Source organism: Terriglobia bacterium (genome assembly GCA_020073085.1).
Lineage (GTDB): Bacteria > Acidobacteriota > Terriglobia > JAIQFV01 > JAIQFV01 > JAIQFV01.
The window spans coordinates 1-17,405 of sequence record JAIQFV010000050.1; the positions used below are offsets into that span (position 1 = coordinate 1).

A 17,405-nucleotide genomic window follows, 5' to 3' on the forward strand; every position below is an offset into this window, starting at 1 on the left:
GCGATGCGGCCGGGGGCCATGGGAAGGGGCGCTCTCACATCGGCATGCAGCGAGACGGGCTTTTCATCCAGGCAGACCACGGGCTGACTGCCATCGTAGGGCTTTTCATAGGTCGCCAGCACGTCTTCCATCTTTTCGAGGTACTCCTTATTGAGCTCGGCCACGCACCACATTTTTTTCCCGCCACGGCTTTAAGTCGTGGCTTTCGAGTAGAATACGGATGGTCTCCCGACCGGCTCGAGGAACGAGTTTGCGTTTCACCGCTTCGGCCGCGATCAGGCGGACGGTCCAGCGCGCCCGACCGCCGGGGGGAGAGCTACAGACCATCGCAATGATCCGTTGCTTGGCCGAGGCATCCAGCAGCGGTGCCGCTCCCGGGCGCGGCTTTTCGTACAGAGCTCGCTCCAATCCCCCGCGCTGGTAGCGATGAGCGATCACTCGGACGGCCTTGGGAGTCAGCTTCTTGATGAACTGGGCCACTTGCGGAGCCGTCGATCCCTCCGACAAGTGCAGCAGCGCCAAGGCGCGATAGACCACTCGAACTGACTGCAGGCCACCGTTCAGCACCTGGTGCAGTTCCTTTTGGTCGTGGGGCGAGACATGAATTTGTAAAGGATGTCGTGACATGCCCCGAGTATAGAATGAAACATCTTATAATACAATTACTTTATAGAACCGTTTCAGGCGGTCACGTGACATGCCCCGAGTATAGAATGAAACATCTTATAATACAATTACTTTATAGAACCGTTTCAGGCGGTCAAAGACCTAGCGACTGACCTCAATGGGGATGGCATCCTGGATCTTGCGGTCACAGACTACAACTCCAATGAGGTTTTGGTTCTGCAGGGAAAGGGAGACGGAACTTTCTTGACCGCTGCTCACTATGGCGTGGGCGTCCTTCCCATGGGGGTTGCGGCTGACGATTTCAATGGCGATGGGAAGAAGGACCTCGTCGTAGTGAATTCCGGGTCGAACACGGTCTCGGTCCTGCTCAACAACTGCGCGTCGTCTTGCGGCGCCCTCACCCTCTCGCCCGCTACACTCCCCAGTGCTACCCAGGAGGTTGCGTACAGCCAAGCCCTCACTGCCACCGGCGGAACCGGGTCTTATACCTTTGCTGTCGTCGCAGGGGCATTGCCGCAGGGCCTGGTTCTATCCACTTCAGGAATTTTATCGGGGACACCGGTCGTAAGTGGGATAAATTTCATATTCACGATTGCCGTCACCGATTCGAACGGCTGCCAGGCCAGCCGGGCTTATCAGATGGATGTTGCGGGCGTCCCCTTTGCCACCAGCAATGCGGTCGCAAATGTGACCGCCAATTCCGCGACCCTTAGCGGAACCGTCAATCCAAACCGTCTGGACACCACAGGCTACTTCCAGTACGGAACGACGGCGTCTTACGGGAGTGCAACGCCCGCTCGATCGATTAGCGGCCTCGGTAACTCATTATATATTTCAGCTGAGTTGAGTTCGCTCACGCCCAATACAATCTATCATTATCGGATCGTTGCCTCGAACAGCTCCGGAACAACTTATGGTCGGGACGGAACCTTTACCACCTTGGCAGGCGGTTGCAGCATGCCTGCCTTTGTCTTGAACCCCAGTGTCACTGTAGAGTCGACGAATCACAACAACTCGGGTTCGACCATCTATGCTGTGGCGGTAGGAGACCTCAATGGCGATGGGAAGGCGGACCTGGCCATGGCCGGGATTGCCGGTTTGGCGGTTTCAATGGGGAACGGGGACGGCACCTTCGGGCCAGTCACGAAATATGACGCCGGGACAGAGCCGCAATCCGTTTCCATCGGAGACCTCAACGGGGATGGGAAGCTCGACGTGGTCGTACCCACCAGGTATGACGTCAGGGTCTTTTTGGGCAATGGGGACGGCACCTTCCAGCCCGGCGTGAGCTACAGTGTGCGCAATGGGACTTGGTATGCTGACTTGGGAGATTTTAATGGCGATGGGAAGTTGGATGTGGCCGTGGGAAACAGAGGGCTGGGACCGAGCTCCTCCGCTATCGTGTCGATTTTGCTTGGAAATGGGAATGGGACGTTTCAAACGGCGGTGACTTATCCCATCACAGGGGACGGTCCTTTCGCCGTGATTGCGCGGGATTTCAATCGGGATGGGAAATTGGATCTGGCCACCGTCAATGGGGGTTCCAATAATGTTTCGATTCTTCTGGGGAACGGGGATGGGACACTCCGAAGCGATGTAACTTACGCTGTGGGATATTACCCCCTGGCGTTGGACGCGGGTGATTTTGATGGCGATGGAAAGATTGATTTGGCGGTCGTCAACTCAAGCGACGACACCATTTCAATCCTGCGGGGCAACGGGGACGGAACTTTTCGAGCCAAAGTGGACTACCCCGTGGGACGAGGCCCGGCTGGCATTGCCGCACTCGACTTTAACGGAGATGGCCGGGTGGACCTCGCTGTGCTGAACTCAGTTCTTAGAACGGTATCACTGCTGAGCGGCAATGGCGACGGAACGTTTCAATCTCCAATAGACTACGGGATAACGTTCACGATCCCGCAATCCATCGTCGCCGGTGATCTTAATGGAGACGGAAAACCCGACCTTGCGGTGGCCTATAGTGGTGCCGCCATTCTGCTCAATGTGAGATCGGAATCTTGTCCCGTTGCGACAAAGAATCTGACCGTGTCTTCCACCAACCCGGGTTACGGGGTCACGGTCACGGTGACTCCCAATGACAGCAGCGGTCGGGGGACCGGAAGCACTCAGTTCACGCGCACATACAATTCCAACACCCAAGTGACGTTGACCGCCCCGCCAGCAGCCAGTGGAAACACCTTCCAGAAATGGCAGCGCAATGGGGCGGACTATTTAACCAGTGCCAGCATCACCTTTGGGATGGATGCCGACTACACTGCCACAGCAATTTACGGCTCCACCGGAAATGATCCGGGAGCCACTTCGTCGCTGATGCTCGTGGGAGGAACCCTCGCAGGACAAACCATCTCCTCCTCGAGCCGGACCGTGACGGTGGCGGCAGGGGCAACCTTGACGGGTCAACTCGCGGTCCAACTCAATTCAGCATGGCCGGCCAATACGGCGATGGCGATGGGAGTGACCCCGAACTGGGGGACGCATTCCACAAGCTTCGCGGACCTGGGGGGATTTACAACACCTGTCTCAGGGCTAAACCGGAACATTCCTGTGAATCTGACCGCCCCCTCCATCCCGGGAACCTATTACATCACCGCCGCGTTCGGAGGCGAAGCCTCTGCCGCTTACCTGATGTCGTGCACCAGCGGGGCGAATTCCGGTGGTCCCGTTTGGAACAATGGCGACGATGTCGCCGACTGGCCCGCCCCAACGATTGCAACCGCGAATGCCAATGGAACCGTCCGAGTGAACTATCTCACGGCGGGAGGCATTTCGCAGTATTATGTCCCGGCGACCGCCATCATTGTTGTAGCCCAGGCACGAGACAACACAAGCGTTTCTATCCCTATTCAGAATGGGGGATCCGGCACTGCATCCACGGTGGGCACCTCAAGCGCCGTGAAGGCTGGATATGCGACCGTAGAGGCGAATTCCGGTCCATCACCCTACGGGATTGCCGTGTTCAGTCTTGAGCAAGACAATGTGGTGACGACGGAAGCGGGCGTTCCGGCCTCACCCCCCACAAGGCGGGCACGCATCTTTATTGATTACCGGACGGGAGTCGCTGCGAAAACGGACCATCAGGAAGTCGGGACGATCAGCACGAACACGGGATTCGCAGTGGTGAACCCCGGAACCTCGCCGGCGACGATCACCTTTACGCTGCGTGATCGAAACGGCGGAACGGTGGCGGCCGGTCAGGGTTCGCTTGGCAAGGGGGTACACCGGGCCCTGTTCATCAATGAACTGAAGCAGTGGGCTGCCGAGTTCAATCTTCCATCGGATTTTCCAACCACGACCCAGTTCGGATCCCTGGATTTCGAGAGCGACCAACCCTTGTCGATCGTCGCCCTGCGATTGACCACGAACCAGCGCGGGGAAACCCTGCTCACCACCACGCCGGTAGCGGACCTGACCCAGGCCCCGAACTTTTCACCGATCTATTTTCCGCAGTTTGCGGATGGCGGAGGGTACCGGTCGTCCTTCTTCCTGCTGAACACCTCGGGATCGGTGCAAACCGGCGTTGTTAGAATCTTCAACAACATCGGGACCGAGTTGAACACACGGCCGGTCGACGGCTCAGACGCCAAGTCGCAGTTCAATTACCAAATCGGACCGAATGGGGTCTACACCCTGTTGACCGATGGGACTCCGGCGGGGGTGAATGTCGGCTCGGTGCAGGTGATTCCGGATTCCGGATCGTCGACACCGGTCGGCGCCGGCGTCTTCAGTTACTCTCAGAACGGAAGCGGTCCTTCTGGCACGAGTTCGCTCGTGAGCGAATCGGGCATCCCTTCGGCACTGGCCTCGACCCACGCCCGGATCTTCATTGATCGCTCCACAGGCCACAACACGGGCCTGGCCATCGCGGCCATTAACGCCTCGCCGGTGCGCTTGTATTTGACGGCCTTCCAGTTGGATGGGACGACGGCGCTGGGCAATGGGAATGCCGGACTGGACTTGGTGGGGAACGGGCACGATGCCAAGTTCATCAGTGAATTCATTCCTTCTTTTCTGGACGGCTTCACCGGGGTGCTGGATCTGTCGTCGTCCTCACCGTTTGTGGCGCTCACGTTGCGCTCGCTCACCAATGCCCGCGGCGATTTCCTCATGACGACATTTCCCATAGCGGATTACGGTCAGTCGGCTCCCTCACCCGTCATCTTCCCTCAAATTGTTGACGGAGGTGGATACAGGACCCAGTTTATTTTGTTGGGAACGGGAGGGTCAGTCAACACCACCCTGAGTTACTTCGGTGACGACGGATCGCCCCTGGGGGTGGGGAAGTCAGGAAGATAGAAAACGACGGGGAAAATTCCGGGGGACTGTCGCTCAAGATTGCGTGTGGGTTGGGTCACCCCGGACGGAGGGAGCAAGATCAAACTCCGCTTCCCGTTGTCATCGAATGACCTGCCGCGGTATCCTTCCCTGGCAAAGACAAGTTCGAAATTGTCTTTTCGCAACCTCCACTCTACTGGTCACGTCTAAACGTGATAAGGGTTTTTGAGTCACTTGCACTTCCACTGATCTCCAGATATCCGGGAGGCGTGTTATGGGGGCTTTGCTGCAAGATCTTCGTTTTGGACTTCGTGTTCTCGGCAAGCGACCGGGTATAGCCCTGGTTGCTGTTCTTTCGTTGGCCCTCGGGATCGGCGCCAATTCCGCCGTCTTCAGCATCATCGACGGATTCTACTTGCGGCCGCTGCCTGTGAAAGACCCCGGCGAACTTGTCACGATCTCCTCCCGCGACGCCCAGGGGGAAGAACACCTGTGTTCTTATCCGAATTTTCTCGATCTTCGCAATCAGAACACGGTATTTACTGACATCCTCGCCTATGGAGATCGCGGTGCTTTCATCAAGACCGACGTGGCCGATGGGCTTGTTTCAGTAAGTGTCGTTTCGGAAAACTACTTCTCGGTTCTCGGGGTCAAGCCGGCACTCGGCCGGACCTTTTCAACCGACTTGAAATCGAGCCAAGAAGGTGAACCGGGTGTGGTCATCAGCCAAGCGGCCTGGCAGAAGTACTTCAACGGGAGCCCCACGGCCATCGGCCAATCCATTTCCGTGGACGGGAAAAGTCTACCCTTGTTGGGTGTGGCGCCCCGGGGGTTTCGCGGATTGGACCGCACTGGGACGACCGCCCTCTGGATCACGCCCCGCACCTGGAGCGTGATGCTGTCCGGCGCCCACCAGGAATTTGAATCGCGCAGCTCTCGCTGGTTCAGTCTCAGTGCCCGCACCAAACCGGGAGTCGCGAGAACGGAGATATCAGCGCAGTTGAAGGTGCTGAGCCAAGGACTGGACTCGGCTTATCCGGAGGCCAACAAGGGCCGCGAATTCACCAGCCAGACGGAGGAAGAGCGGTTCTGGAAAGTGATGCCGTTCAGCCTCTTCATTCTGGCGATGGTTGGGCTCGTACTGCTCATTGCCTGCGCCAATGTGGCCAATTTATTGCTGGCACAACAGGAAGGGCGCCACCGGGAGATCGCGGTCCGACTCGCCGTGGGAGCTTCCCGGGGAAGGCTTCTTCGACAATGGCTGACCGAAGGGGTTCTTCTGGCAATCCTGGGAGGCGGCGTCGGCCTGCTGTTGCTGCAATGGTTCATGGAGGTTGCGCCGGCGGTCCTTCCGCCTTCCTACCTCGCCTCCGGTCCCGACATTCGGATCGATGCCCGCGTAGTCTTGTTCACCACTTTCGCGTCCCTTTTCAGCATCCTGCTCTCCGGACTCATTCCCGGCTGGCAGGCCACCCGCTGCGAGGTGGCGCCGGTCCTGAAGGGAGACACTCTTCCGTCGACGGGCCGATCCCGATTTTTCTCTCTGAAGAATGGCCTGACCATCGCGGAAATTGCGCTTTCGGTCGTCCTGCTGATCGGAGCCGGACTGCTGGTCAAGAGCCTGCTCCTGACGCTTCAAATCAAGCCGGGGTTTGATCCCAACAAGAACGTCCTGATCGTGGATGTGGGCCTGGCGGAATTCTTCGGGTACAGCTCCGCACAATCAGCAGCCCTCCGTGAAAGGATCCTGGAACGAGTTCGCGCCGTGCCGGGCGTCCGGCAGGCGAGCATCGCGCGCCGGTCGCTTTTGAATCCTAGTGAAGCCGGGGAGATGGAAAGAGTGGAGATTCCGGGCTATGTTTCCCCTGATCCGGAAAAAGGGGTCAGGGTTCGGTATAACATTGTGGGCCTGAACTTCTTCTCCACGCTGGGAACGCGAGTTCTCCACGGCCGCGATTTTGGACCTCAGGATTCACCCACCAACACCCGCAGCCTTGTCGTCAATGAGGCGATGGCTAGACGCTTTTGGCCCAACTCTGAAGCGCTGGGCCAATGGCTGCGCATTCAAGGCAAGGAGCACCAGATTGTCGGGATCGTCGAAGATGGCCGGTATCTCATGATCCACGAAGCGACTCAACCGTACCTCTTCTTCCCTCTGGCACAGAGGTATTCGGAAGAGGCTTCGCTCTTCATCGAGATGAGCGGAGATCCCCGATCCATATCCAAGTCGGTCCTTCGCGAAGCCCGCAACGCGGCCGGGAAAGTCCCGATCGTGGAGGCCAGGACACTGCACGATCACATGCGGTTGGCGTTGTTCGACGATTGGTCGTCGACGATGTTGCTGGCGGGGCTGGGAGTTCTGGGCCTTTTTCTGGCAGCCACGGGCCTATTCAGCGTCGTGTCCTTCCTGGTGAGCCGCCGCATGCGTGAGATGGGGATCCGCGTGGCGCTGGGGGCCCGCCCCCGCGAGATCCAATCGCTCGTGCTGGGCGATTCGCTGCGCATGTCACTGATCGGGGTCGCCATCGGTCTCGGAGTGGCCCTTGGAGTGATGCGCCTGATGTCAAGTTGGCTGTTTGGCGTGAAGGCCCATGACCTGAGCGTCTATCTGGCCAGCTCGGTGGTGGCGATCGCCATCACGCTCGCCGCCTCCTGGTATCCGGCCCAGAAGGCCTCTCGAGTCGACCCCATGCAGGTTCTCCGTCATCAATAGATTTTGAGGGACTGTCCCTAGGGACAGTCCCTCAAAGTTGGAGTTCTCAGTTCCTTTTTCTCCGATTCAAACAGGTCCCTGCCCAACCCTCGCTGGTGCAACACTGGAAAGCGGCCGCACCCCCAAAAGGGACTGTCCCTAGGGACTGTCCCTCAAAATTCAGTTCACCCTCTCCAGATGCAACATCAGAAAGCGGCCCCACAACGACGGGCCGCACTCCAAAGAAATGAACTTTCACATCCGAGAGAAGCAACTTTTTCCCGACTTCCTGCTCTAATGTGGTAAGACAGCGGTGTTTCTCATTCATTTTAAGGCCGACAACGCCAATGGCGCCTGGCGGCGTGAGGTGAGCTGATGGATTCGTTGTGGCAGGACATCAAGTTTGGTTTCCGGATGCTGGCCAAGAATACGACCTTCACTCTGGTGGCGGTGCTGACCCTGGGGCTGGGGATTGGCGCCAACACGGGAATATTCAGCGTGGTGCGGGCTGTCTTGTTGCGCCCCTTGCCGTATCGACAACCCGAAAGCGTCGTACAGCTCTGGGAGACCAAGGTCGTCCCGCGGTGGGATCGTCGATTTATCGCTGTTGGCAATTTCATGGCATGGCGGGAGCAGAACCATGTATTTGAGCAGATGGCGCTCATGGAACCCGATCAAATCAACTTAACCGGATCGGGGAATCCCGATAACGTCAGCGCGCTGAGAACCTCGGCGAACGTGTTCTCGCTGCTTGGCGTCTCGCCGGTGCTGGGCCGCGGTTTTTCGACAGAAGATGAGATCGAACATCGTCCTGTGGTTGTACTGAGTAACAGCTTATGGCGTCAACTCGGCGCTTCCCCGAATATGATCGGGCAGGTCATTCGCCTGGACGAAGTCCCGCACACGGTCATCGGAGTTCTGCCGGCGGATTTCTATCTTCCGGAGCCCGGCGACCCGGCGCAGTTGTGGGTTCCGCTAAAACTGGAACCGCAAGAACTCACCAACCATCGGGACCACGGCTATCTCGCGGTGGCGCGGTTGAAGCCGGGGCTCTCGCTGGGCCAGGCCCAGGCGGAGATGGACGGCATTGCCCGCCGGCTGGAAACGGAGTCCATCCAGTGGAACACGGGATCAGGTGTCCGGGTCCTTTCGATGCGAGAGCAACTCTCGGGCAGGATCCGGCCGGCCCTTCTGATCCTGATGGGTGCAGTGGGTTTTGTTTTACTGATCGCGTGCGCCAATGTCGCCAATCTCCTATTGGCCAGCGGCAATGCCCGAAAAAGAGAAATGGTGATGCGAGCGGCGCTGGGCGCGCCGCGACGCCGACTCGTGCGCCAGCTCTTGACAGAAACCATTCTGCTGGCGGCGATGGGAGCTTGCGCCAGCATCGCCCTCTCCAAACTGCTGGTTGCAGCCCTGCCGCGCTTGCTTCCGCCGGGCCTCCTGCTGGAGATCCGCGGGGTCGAAATGGACGCCAGCGTCCTCGGCTTTACCGTGGCCTTGTCCCTGTTGACAACGGTGATTTTCGGCTTGGCCCCTGCGTGGCTCGCGACCCGCACTGAAATTAATGAATCCTTGAAGTTCTCCGATGCTCATATCTCCTCGGGGGGAAGGCATTTTCTTTATTGGATGCAGGTCGGGCAGGTCGCCGTCACCCTGATCCTGTTGGCCGGCGCGGGATTGTTGATCAAGAGTCTGTGGCGATTGCAGCAGGTGAATCCGGGGTTTGACGCCGGTGGCGTCCTCACGGCCGATCTGTTTCTACCAGAGACCCGGTACTCACAAGGGGCACAAGTGGCCCGTTTCCAGGACGAACTTCTGAATAAGATCGAGGGGTTACCCGGAGTAAAATCCGCGGCATTGACGAATGTTCTGCCATTGGCAGGACGAGGCGGAATCAGCTTTTCGATCGAAGGACATCCGGAACCCCCCAAGGGGACCTACATCGCCAACGAACAACGCTTTGTCACTGCGGACTACTTTAAGACTCTTCAAATTCCGCTGGTGCGGGGACGCCCCTTTTCGGATCAGGATACGTCGCGGTCTCCGCTGGTGACAATCATTAATGAAACCATCGCCAGGCAATTCTTCGCCCATGAGGATCCGATCGGGAAGCGGATCAAATGGAGCCGCCTGGATGACCAGAACTTCCCCTGGTGGTTCACCGTCATCGGTGTGGTGGGGGATACCCGGGAGATCGCTCTCGAATCGCCTGCACTTCCCGAACTCTATATGTTCACTCCGCAAATCCAGGGCTCTGCCATCCCGTGGGGTCACCAGATCGGTCTGCAGGCGTTTCTGATTGCACGGACTGAAAAGGATCCCCTGTTGCTTTCCACTGTTATTCCGAAGCTGCTCTGGGGCCTGGACCGGGATGTCCCCATCACGCATTTCCAGGCCTACAAACAGGTCGTGGCCACCTCCATGGCACAACCTCGAATGATCACGCTGCTGCTCGCACTGTTTTCCGGGCTGGCCCTGGTCATCAGCATCACTGGATTATACGGCGTCATCTCCTATGCGGTGAGCCAGAGGACGCGGGAAATCGGAATTCGCATTGCCATCGGGGCACAGCCGGGCGCCGTGTCAAATTTGTTTCTCCGGTCGGGCTTGAAAATGGCTCTCCCCGGTGTCGCCCTGGGCTTGTTGGGGACCTGGGCAGGTTCAAAACTCATGAGCGGATTCCTTTACACTGTCAGCCCGACCGACAGGGTCACGCTCGGGCTGGTCTGCATACTCCTCATCCTGGTCGCCGCCCTCGCGTCTTTTATCCCGGCTCGCCGCGCAACAAAGGTCGATCCCATCGCCGTGTTGCGGTGTGAGTAGATCCGGGGCGGGGAGAGGACTCTACCCGAAAGACAGGTGTTCCGCGTCCGCCCGCTGTGGCTAAAACTCTTAAATACATACTCACCGGCCCATGCTAACAGTCTGACGCAATATACTATCGTTGCAGGGCGAGTCGTAATCGCCGCGATTTAATTTGAGCGACAAGCTGCCTGAAATCGACGTTTGAGCAGATAGGAAAACTCAGTCTTTGGTCGATGAGTGCTTGTTTAGATTCCAGCACGCAGCGGTAGACAAGGCCGATCGAGTTGGAGGATCATTAAGTCGAGCAGGGCGAACCCTGCGCGGAGCGTTTTGATCCACCGGGAGGCTTACTATCTGGTCTAGTTAATCAAGGCGTCCAAACAGCCCCGATCCTCTTCGGTTGTACAGCCAATATCATGCGGGACATCAGCGGCGAGGAGACACCATGACAGAGAAGGATCTGGTGAGCAAACTCAGTGAAAAGCTGGATGAGGCATTGAATGATCAGGCAGTGTTGAACGAGATTTGGATCACCAATGGCACTTCCGACGTCGAGACCCTTTATGATCTGATCGGCGGGCGGCGATACCGGATCTTCAAGGACACGGCGGAGTGGAATCCGAATAAAGGCATGGTGATCGATATCATGGGTGGGATGGTTCCCGGCATCGTGCTGCGTTCGGAAGGGTCCGGTGAGAACCGGATCTACATCGAAGTCAAGGAAACTGCGCCCCTGACTTATGGCAAAGAAGATTCACAGATCACCCGATACCTGTTGCATCTTCTGGCGATGACCACCGATAAGCCCAAGAAGTGTCCGGATGATATTCGACGAGCTGTTCTTTTGGCGGCGCCCTCTCAATGGTTCGACGAGCCCAGAAACGACGAGGTGTGGGAATACTTTCTCGAGACATACCGCGGCTTGGCCTCCGCTTTCAATGTGACGCTCGGGGAGATCCGGCTGGATTGGCGGTGGAGTGGATCCGTTTGAAGTGAGTTCAGAAAACAATGATATTTATGATCTAAACGATGATTCTTTGCGAGCTTTGCGGTTAGACCGGCCTTCTTATCCTCATTCCGAAATCCTCAATCCGCAATCGAGGCGCTTACGGCTGTGCCACTTGGTCCCAATTCTGCCAGTTCTGACCGAAGACTTTAGAGAGAGATTCAACGCCGCGCACTTCGTTGTCGAAGAGGGGAATCAGCGCGCGCACACTGCCATCGAAGTCGCGCCAGATTTCGTCCATGTACGACTGTTGCATCTTGACGCGGTTCTTCACGAACTCGGGGGCCCCGGGCTGGACCTGGGCCTTCTGGATGAGCATGTTGACGATCACGCCCCCGACGGGAATTCCGAAATCGTGAAACCAATTGATGAACCGCTTGATTACGGCGATGGGCAGGGCTTCCGGCAGGGTCACAAAGAAGAAGGAGGTCTTCTCGGGATCGGTCAGAAGCTCCCGCGCGTGTCCCATCCGGTCGCGAAACGAAACCAGATAGTCCATCAGCGGGTCTTCTTCTTTTTTCTTGGTAAACGAAAGGAGCTGGCGAAGCGATTGCGCCTCTCCGCGCGACTTGAGCATCTTGTTGACCCACAGGGAATAGACTTTGCTCATCCCGAGCAGCCGGCGCGCGTTGGCTGTCGGCGCCGTGTCAAAAACGTAAACGTCGTATTCGTCCTTGAACATGAGGTCGACCATGTTTTCGAACATGGCCGATTCTTCGAACGCCGGATTCATGGTGGCGCTTTCGACGAAGGCGTCGGCCTGCGTCGAAATTTCGGCGAACTTCAAAAACCACTGGATCTTCTGCTTGATGTCCAGCTTCAGGCGTCCAATCGTTTCGTGGGTGTCGATCTCATAAGCCCAGAGATTTGAAGTCCCGGTAACTGCCGTGGGCTTGCCGTAGACGTCCTGACCCAGCAGGCCCGACAGGCTATGCACGGGATTGGTTGAAGCGAGCAGGGTCCGCCGGCCTTGTCCGGCAAACCACAGGGCACTCGCCCCGGCCATCACCGTCTTGCCGACTCCGCCTTTCCCGCCATAGAAGATATATTTGAGGGAGGGATGTTTCTGAATGTAATCGGTCAGAGATTCCTGAATATCGTGCATCGCTATGTCCCTTTCAATCTCCGTACATGATTTTGGCAAGTTTTTCGATCATCTGCAGGCCGGTCACATCGCGTTCCAGTTCGGGCACGTAGCCGACCACTTTGTCGCCAAAGGTCTGGCGGCTTTTGTCCAGGTAGTGCGACTGCATCTTGATCCGATTCTTGAGGTAGGGTGGAATGTCCTGGGTGGCCAGCTCCTCCGGGAGGACGCGATTGACGACATAGCCCACGATCGGCACATCGAACTTGGCAAAAAGTTCCGCGGCATTCTTGGTATCAATGATGATCATTTCCTCGGGCACAAGGACGAAGAAGAAGGCGGTCTTGTCCCGGTCGGTCAGAATGGCTGACGACAGGTTGATCCGTTTCTTGATGTATTGAAGCTCGTGAAGGATCTGGTCTTCCTCGGCCACCTTCTCCCGTTTGATCCGGGCCACCATCTCTTCATACTCACGCATCTCTTCGCGCAGCTTGGTGATGCGGTTGATCCACTCATCATAGACTTTGGCCATCGAGAGGTAGTAGAGCGCGTGTCCCAGCGGCACCAGGTCGTAGATGTAGTAGTCATAGTCGCCTTTGACCACGATATCCACCACCGCATCGAAGATGGCGGACTCCTCCATGGCGGGTTCGGCGGAGGCCGCCTGGATATAGTTTTCGATCTCTTCTGGAATCTGCTCGAAGCCATACATGTCGAGGATCTTCTTGCGGATCTCGTTCTGGTACTCCCGGATGTGGGAATCGGCGTCAATCTCCTGGGCGTAAAGGTTGTCCATGATCTTGACCGCGCCCTTGCCGAAGATGTCCTGTTGAAAGATGTCGCTTAACGAGGCTTGCGGGTCCACTGAAAAGACAAGCACCTTGTGACCTTGCTTCGCCAGCCAGTAAGCGGTTGCCGCCGAGAAGGTGGTCTTGCCGAGGCCGCCCTTTCCGCCGAACATGATGTAACGTCGTTCCTTGTTGCGTTCGAAAGTCTCTTTTAATGACATTGGGATCTGCTCGTTTTGGATTTGATGGTGGGACAGGCAAGCGAGGGACAAGCCATCACGATCGGTAGAAAAGGCCGGTGACGGATGGCTGAGCCGCTCAGAACATGGCGTCCGAGACGTCCTTCTCGCGCAGCATGCGCCGTTTCCAGGTCGCAATGTTGGGAACGACGTAGGGGAGCAACCGCAGGGAGTAATAGGGAGGCAGGATGGGAATGCCAATCAGGTCGCCCATGGTGATGAGGATGAAAAGGTGCTCCATGCTGGAGCGGGTGCGCAGCGCATAGCGCGACATATCATGCGCGGCCATCCCGTACATGACCTCTTTCATCTTGTGAAAGAATCCGGATTTCTCCTTTTCCTTTCCCTTCTCTACTTCTTTGGCCTTCTCTTTTTCTTCCGGCATTTTTTCCTCTTTTGATCTTTCGATTTTGACACCGGCCACTCAGGCGCCATGGAGGTGAAATTCTTCGCTGTCCGAAAATTCGCGTTCGCGCGCCATACGACGTTTCCAGGTCTCTATGCCGGGAACCACGTAGGGCAGAATTCGAAGTGAGTAAATCGGCGGAATGATGGGGAGTCCCAGCATGTCGCCGAGCGTGACGGCCATGAAAATCGTCTCCAGGGCGCCACGCATTTCAAGCCCTTGGCGTTCAAACTCCAGCCCGGTCATACCGTAAAAGAACTCACGGATCCTGGCTCGAAGTCCGCTCAAACGCCCCGGTTCCCGCTCTCCCACGGCATCACTCACTTTCCGCTTCAACGGCTGTTCCGCGGTTTTCGCCCGCGGCAAGACCCCTTGAGGTTATGATACTACGAGGGGGATTCATTTGAAATCAGGAACTGGTGCTTGGAATTTTGACGTTTTGGCCTGTTCCGTGAGAAGCCGAAGTAAAAATCAAACGCGTCAATTAACAAAGATTTGTTTCCAATCCCAGGCTCCTCCGGGCCTCTGACTGGTGATAGCCCAGTGTTTTCTAGCCGCATTCGAAAGAACCACTTCTACCAAGCGGTGCGCCCAACGTCTGGCGCGTCACCCGCCCGGCGCGCTTGTGCTCTTTGCACTGGCCGGGTGCACGCGGGGGTTAGGCCGCCTTGTTGGCAGATGAGCGGCGTGCCTTACTTCGTTTTTTGTTGCGCTCTCCAACGGCCTGCCAGAAATCCTTCCGGGACAATCCGTCCCCTGCCTTGATACTCTGACGTGACTTCTTGAGCAAGCCTTGGAAGCGCGGCGAGCGTGCCAACATCAAACTCTCCAGGTCTTCGTTATCTACCGGGGCAAGCAGGACCGCAACAGCCCGCCCGTTCTTCGTGATGATGATAGGCCCATCTGTCCCGCATTCTTCCAAATAGGCACTCAGCTTCGCTTTTACGTCAGCCAAGGGTGCGATTCTCATAAGTCGAACTCCTCTCCGCCAACAAATAACCGGTTTCTCTCTTTGACGCCAACGGCCAACAGCATCACAATCCGCTCGATATTGTCCACTTCGTAGAACACCCGAAAGCGATTGTTCGGCCCGAATCGCAATTCCCATGTGGCTCCGAAGGGAGAAGGTTGCTGCAAGGGTTTTCGGTTGCGAGTCTCTCTTTCAGGCATGTGGGTTAACTGCTCGTCGAGCGTCTTCTGAATAAGGCGGTGGAACTTGCGTTCTATGGCGTCAAGATGACCGATGATCGCTGGGGCAAAAATGAGCTCATATCTGCGCTGATGTGGCATCAACTAGAATTATAGTCAGCATTCTGGTAATGTCAATGTTGATGCTCTTCGATGCGAGGACGCGGCCTAACGACCCGCGCGTACACCCGCTCGGATTGGGCCGTCAGGTTCCGTAGATTTGTCCGTGACACACAGGGCATTGTGACTGTTTCGACCCACTGGTTGTCGCGAATCCACAATGCTTGCCAGCCTGACAGATGAGCGCGTCATCCTCCCAGGCTTGGCCTGGGGTAGGACAGATGAGTTCAACGGACCAACGCGATTTACTACTGCCGTCGCGCTCACGCACTGCGTTGCAAGTATTAAGTGCGCGTCGAACAGGCCGTCGCCCGTGTAGATGTCGCAGCCTTGAACTGATTCATAAAAGAGTTCAACAAACTGTTTATCGGTCAGCGATCGAAGCTCCGCGACAAGATCTTGCCGTTTTGTTGGATGACTCCCAGTGCCTGCGCGGACTTTGAAAGATGAACGCGGGCCGACAGCTTCAAGCGCTGGTTAGGCGGCCCCATCACGAACTTCGTGTCGCACGATCGTCCCCCCGATGCCTGCAAAAGCGAGAAGGGTCGCGCCCGTGTACCACGCACCGACACTGAAACTACTTGACCCATACATGGCGATGACCAGCCCGCCGCTCAGAACCAAGGCCGCCATTACGGCGAACATCCGCATCCCGTAGAGAAAGACAAATGGAATATAGTGCGCTCCCAACAGGACCATCATCGCCGGATAGAACCAGTTCAAACGATACAGACCAACCGGCAGAAGGAGGGGCATCGAAAAAGGCAAGACGAACGCCACTTGCATGCCCAAGTAGCGAAGGGAGTTCTGCGCGCTCAGCGGACTCCTCCCGCCAGCAACACGGATGAGCAGCTCCGTGGTCGGGAAAATGAAAAATCCGCCCAACACCAGTGTCGTGATGGCCGCGCGGGGCGTGCTCCAGGTCGCCAGGCTCGCCGACACGAGCCACAGCACGCCGGAGACGAGCTGCCCGTAGAAGCCCCCCGCAAATCTGGTGCGATTCTCTCGCTGTGCATCGCCGATGTCCATTTCATTCAGTCTCCTTGTGCTTGATCTTGGTCCGCCCAACGTCTGCGCTCACGCGCGTGCGTCCTCGCACGTCGCGTGCAGCGCATTGTTGGGCGGATAGTCTGCATGAGCAGGACGGATGCCCTGTAGGTACGCCTTCGAAGCTTTACTTATCAGGCAGCGGGAAGAGCAACTCATTGCCGTCGGGATCATCGATCTGGATAACGTCAATGCCCCACCACGATTCCTTGCTCGGAATTGAGTGCTCGACGATCTCACGGCGAAGTTCCGCGATGCCCTCCCGGGTCAGCTCCACGAATAGGCGCGCTTTATCCTTGCGACCGGCATCCTCGCACAGAATGATCTCGCAGTCTGCACGATTGACTTGGCAGACTTTGCCCTTGCCGTCGCCTTCGTGCCAGGACTTCTTGAAGCCGAGCAGGTCCTCGTAGAAGCGCAGCGCGCGCTCTACGTCGCCAACGAAAAATACGGGTCGCGTGTACCACCGATGCGTGATCTGCTCTCCCTGGGTTTGCTTCGTCATCTTAGTTCTCCTAATCCGCCGAACGGACTGGAGCTAAGCTGCGTGGCGATGTTGTACCGCGGACGCAACGTTGATTAACTTTCTGATTTCTATCGCTGACGGATGTTGTCTTTAGATTTCTCAACTTCGGATACAATAATTGCGGCCGCGATCGCCACGTCAGCTTGAGCGACTGGTGAGGCCGCAGTTCGCGGCCGTGACTAACGAGCCCGCTCATTGGCCTTGGGGCGGCTGCCATAGCTCGACCTTGTTTCCCTCTGGATCCATGACCCAGGCAAACTTCCCATACTCGGATTCGTCAATCTTCTCGAGCACATTGCAGCCTTCTTCCTTCAAGACCTTGACCAAGGCGTGGAGGTCTTCCACTCGGTAGTTGACCATGAAGGAAGCAGAGCTCGGAGCAAAGTGATTACTTTCTTGCGGATCGATTAACCAGGCAGTTGTACCTGCAACCGGCTTGCCTTCGGCGTCGGTCCAATCGAAGGCAGCTCCGCCCCAGGCTTGGACATCGATTCCCAGGTGCCGCTTGTACCAAGCCTGCAGTGATGGAGCGTCTTTGGCCTTGAAGAAGATGCCGCCGATGCCAGTGACTCGTTTCATGT

14 protein-coding genes are annotated in these 17,405 nt (G+C 57.1%); 4 read left to right on the top strand and 10 right to left on the bottom strand.

The annotated features are described in order from the left end of the window. Positions 1 to 147 precede the first annotated feature (147 nt). A complete protein-coding gene (locus LAO21_22475) occupies positions 148 to 627 on the bottom strand; it encodes a helix-turn-helix domain-containing protein (protein ID MBZ5555482.1) in 480 nt (159 codons plus the stop codon). Between the two features lie 243 nt (positions 628 to 870). Here LAO21_22475 and LAO21_22480 point away from each other — a divergent pair, with 243 nt between their 5' ends. The 4 genes from LAO21_22480 (at position 871) to LAO21_22495 (ending at position 11,411) form a co-directional block, all read left to right on the top strand. Further along, positions 871 to 4,941: an FG-GAP-like repeat-containing protein gene (locus tag LAO21_22480; protein MBZ5555483.1), complete on the top strand. Its 4,071-nt coding sequence runs from the start codon at positions 871 to 873 to the stop codon at positions 4,939 to 4,941. Between the two features lie 253 nt (positions 4,942 to 5,194). Next, complete coding sequence (locus tag LAO21_22485; protein MBZ5555484.1) at positions 5,195 to 7,633, top strand: ABC transporter permease; 2,439 nt, start codon at positions 5,195 to 5,197, stop codon at positions 7,631 to 7,633. 354 nt (positions 7,634 to 7,987) lie between these two features. Then, the gene (locus LAO21_22490) at positions 7,988 to 10,438 is read left to right on the top strand and encodes an ABC transporter permease (GenBank protein MBZ5555485.1); all 2,451 of its coding nucleotides are present in this window, start codon (positions 7,988 to 7,990) and stop codon (positions 10,436 to 10,438) included. Between the two features lie 427 nt (positions 10,439 to 10,865). Next, on the top strand, positions 10,866 to 11,411 hold the full coding sequence (locus LAO21_22495) for a hypothetical protein (protein ID MBZ5555486.1): 546 nt from the start codon (positions 10,866 to 10,868) through the stop codon (positions 11,409 to 11,411). A gap of 115 nt (positions 11,412 to 11,526) precedes the next feature. Here LAO21_22495 and LAO21_22500 read toward each other — a convergent pair whose 3' ends face one another. From LAO21_22500 to LAO21_22540, 9 genes are all read right to left on the bottom strand, one after another. Then, positions 11,527 to 12,531: an arsenical pump-driving ATPase GET3 gene (locus LAO21_22500; GenBank protein ID MBZ5555487.1), complete on the bottom strand. Its 1,005-nt coding sequence runs from the start codon at positions 12,529 to 12,531 to the stop codon at positions 11,527 to 11,529. A gap of 13 nt (positions 12,532 to 12,544) precedes the next feature. Beyond that, a complete protein-coding gene (locus LAO21_22505; GenBank protein ID MBZ5555488.1) occupies positions 12,545 to 13,519 on the bottom strand; it encodes an arsenical pump-driving ATPase GET3 in 975 nt (324 codons plus the stop codon). 97 nt (positions 13,520 to 13,616) lie between these two features. After that, complete coding sequence (locus LAO21_22510; protein MBZ5555489.1) at positions 13,617 to 13,847, bottom strand: hypothetical protein; 231 nt, start codon at positions 13,845 to 13,847, stop codon at positions 13,617 to 13,619. 114 nt (positions 13,848 to 13,961) lie between these two features. Next, complete coding sequence (locus LAO21_22515; protein ID MBZ5555490.1) at positions 13,962 to 14,255, bottom strand: hypothetical protein; 294 nt, start codon at positions 14,253 to 14,255, stop codon at positions 13,962 to 13,964. A 346-nt stretch (positions 14,256 to 14,601) separates the two neighbouring features. Beyond that, positions 14,602 to 14,913 (bottom strand): type II toxin-antitoxin system Phd/YefM family antitoxin, encoded by a 312-nt coding sequence (locus LAO21_22520; GenBank protein MBZ5555491.1) that lies wholly within the window; start codon positions 14,911 to 14,913, stop codon positions 14,602 to 14,604. Further along, a complete protein-coding gene (locus LAO21_22525; GenBank protein MBZ5555492.1) occupies positions 14,910 to 15,233 on the bottom strand; it encodes an addiction module toxin RelE in 324 nt (107 codons plus the stop codon). The genes LAO21_22520 and LAO21_22525 overlap by 4 nt, the downstream gene beginning before the upstream one ends. Before the next feature lie 495 nt (positions 15,234 to 15,728). Next, positions 15,729 to 16,280, bottom strand: coding sequence for a hypothetical protein (locus LAO21_22530; protein MBZ5555493.1), 552 nt, complete (start codon positions 16,278 to 16,280; stop codon positions 15,729 to 15,731). 145 nt (positions 16,281 to 16,425) lie between these two features. Further along, a complete protein-coding gene (locus tag LAO21_22535; GenBank protein MBZ5555494.1) occupies positions 16,426 to 16,803 on the bottom strand; it encodes a VOC family protein in 378 nt (125 codons plus the stop codon). Positions 16,804 to 17,016: 213 nt separating this feature from the next. Beyond that, positions 17,017 to 17,403, bottom strand: a complete 387-nt coding sequence (locus LAO21_22540; GenBank protein ID MBZ5555495.1) for a VOC family protein — start codon at positions 17,401 to 17,403, stop codon at positions 17,017 to 17,019. Between the last annotated feature and the right edge of the window lie 2 nt (positions 17,404 to 17,405).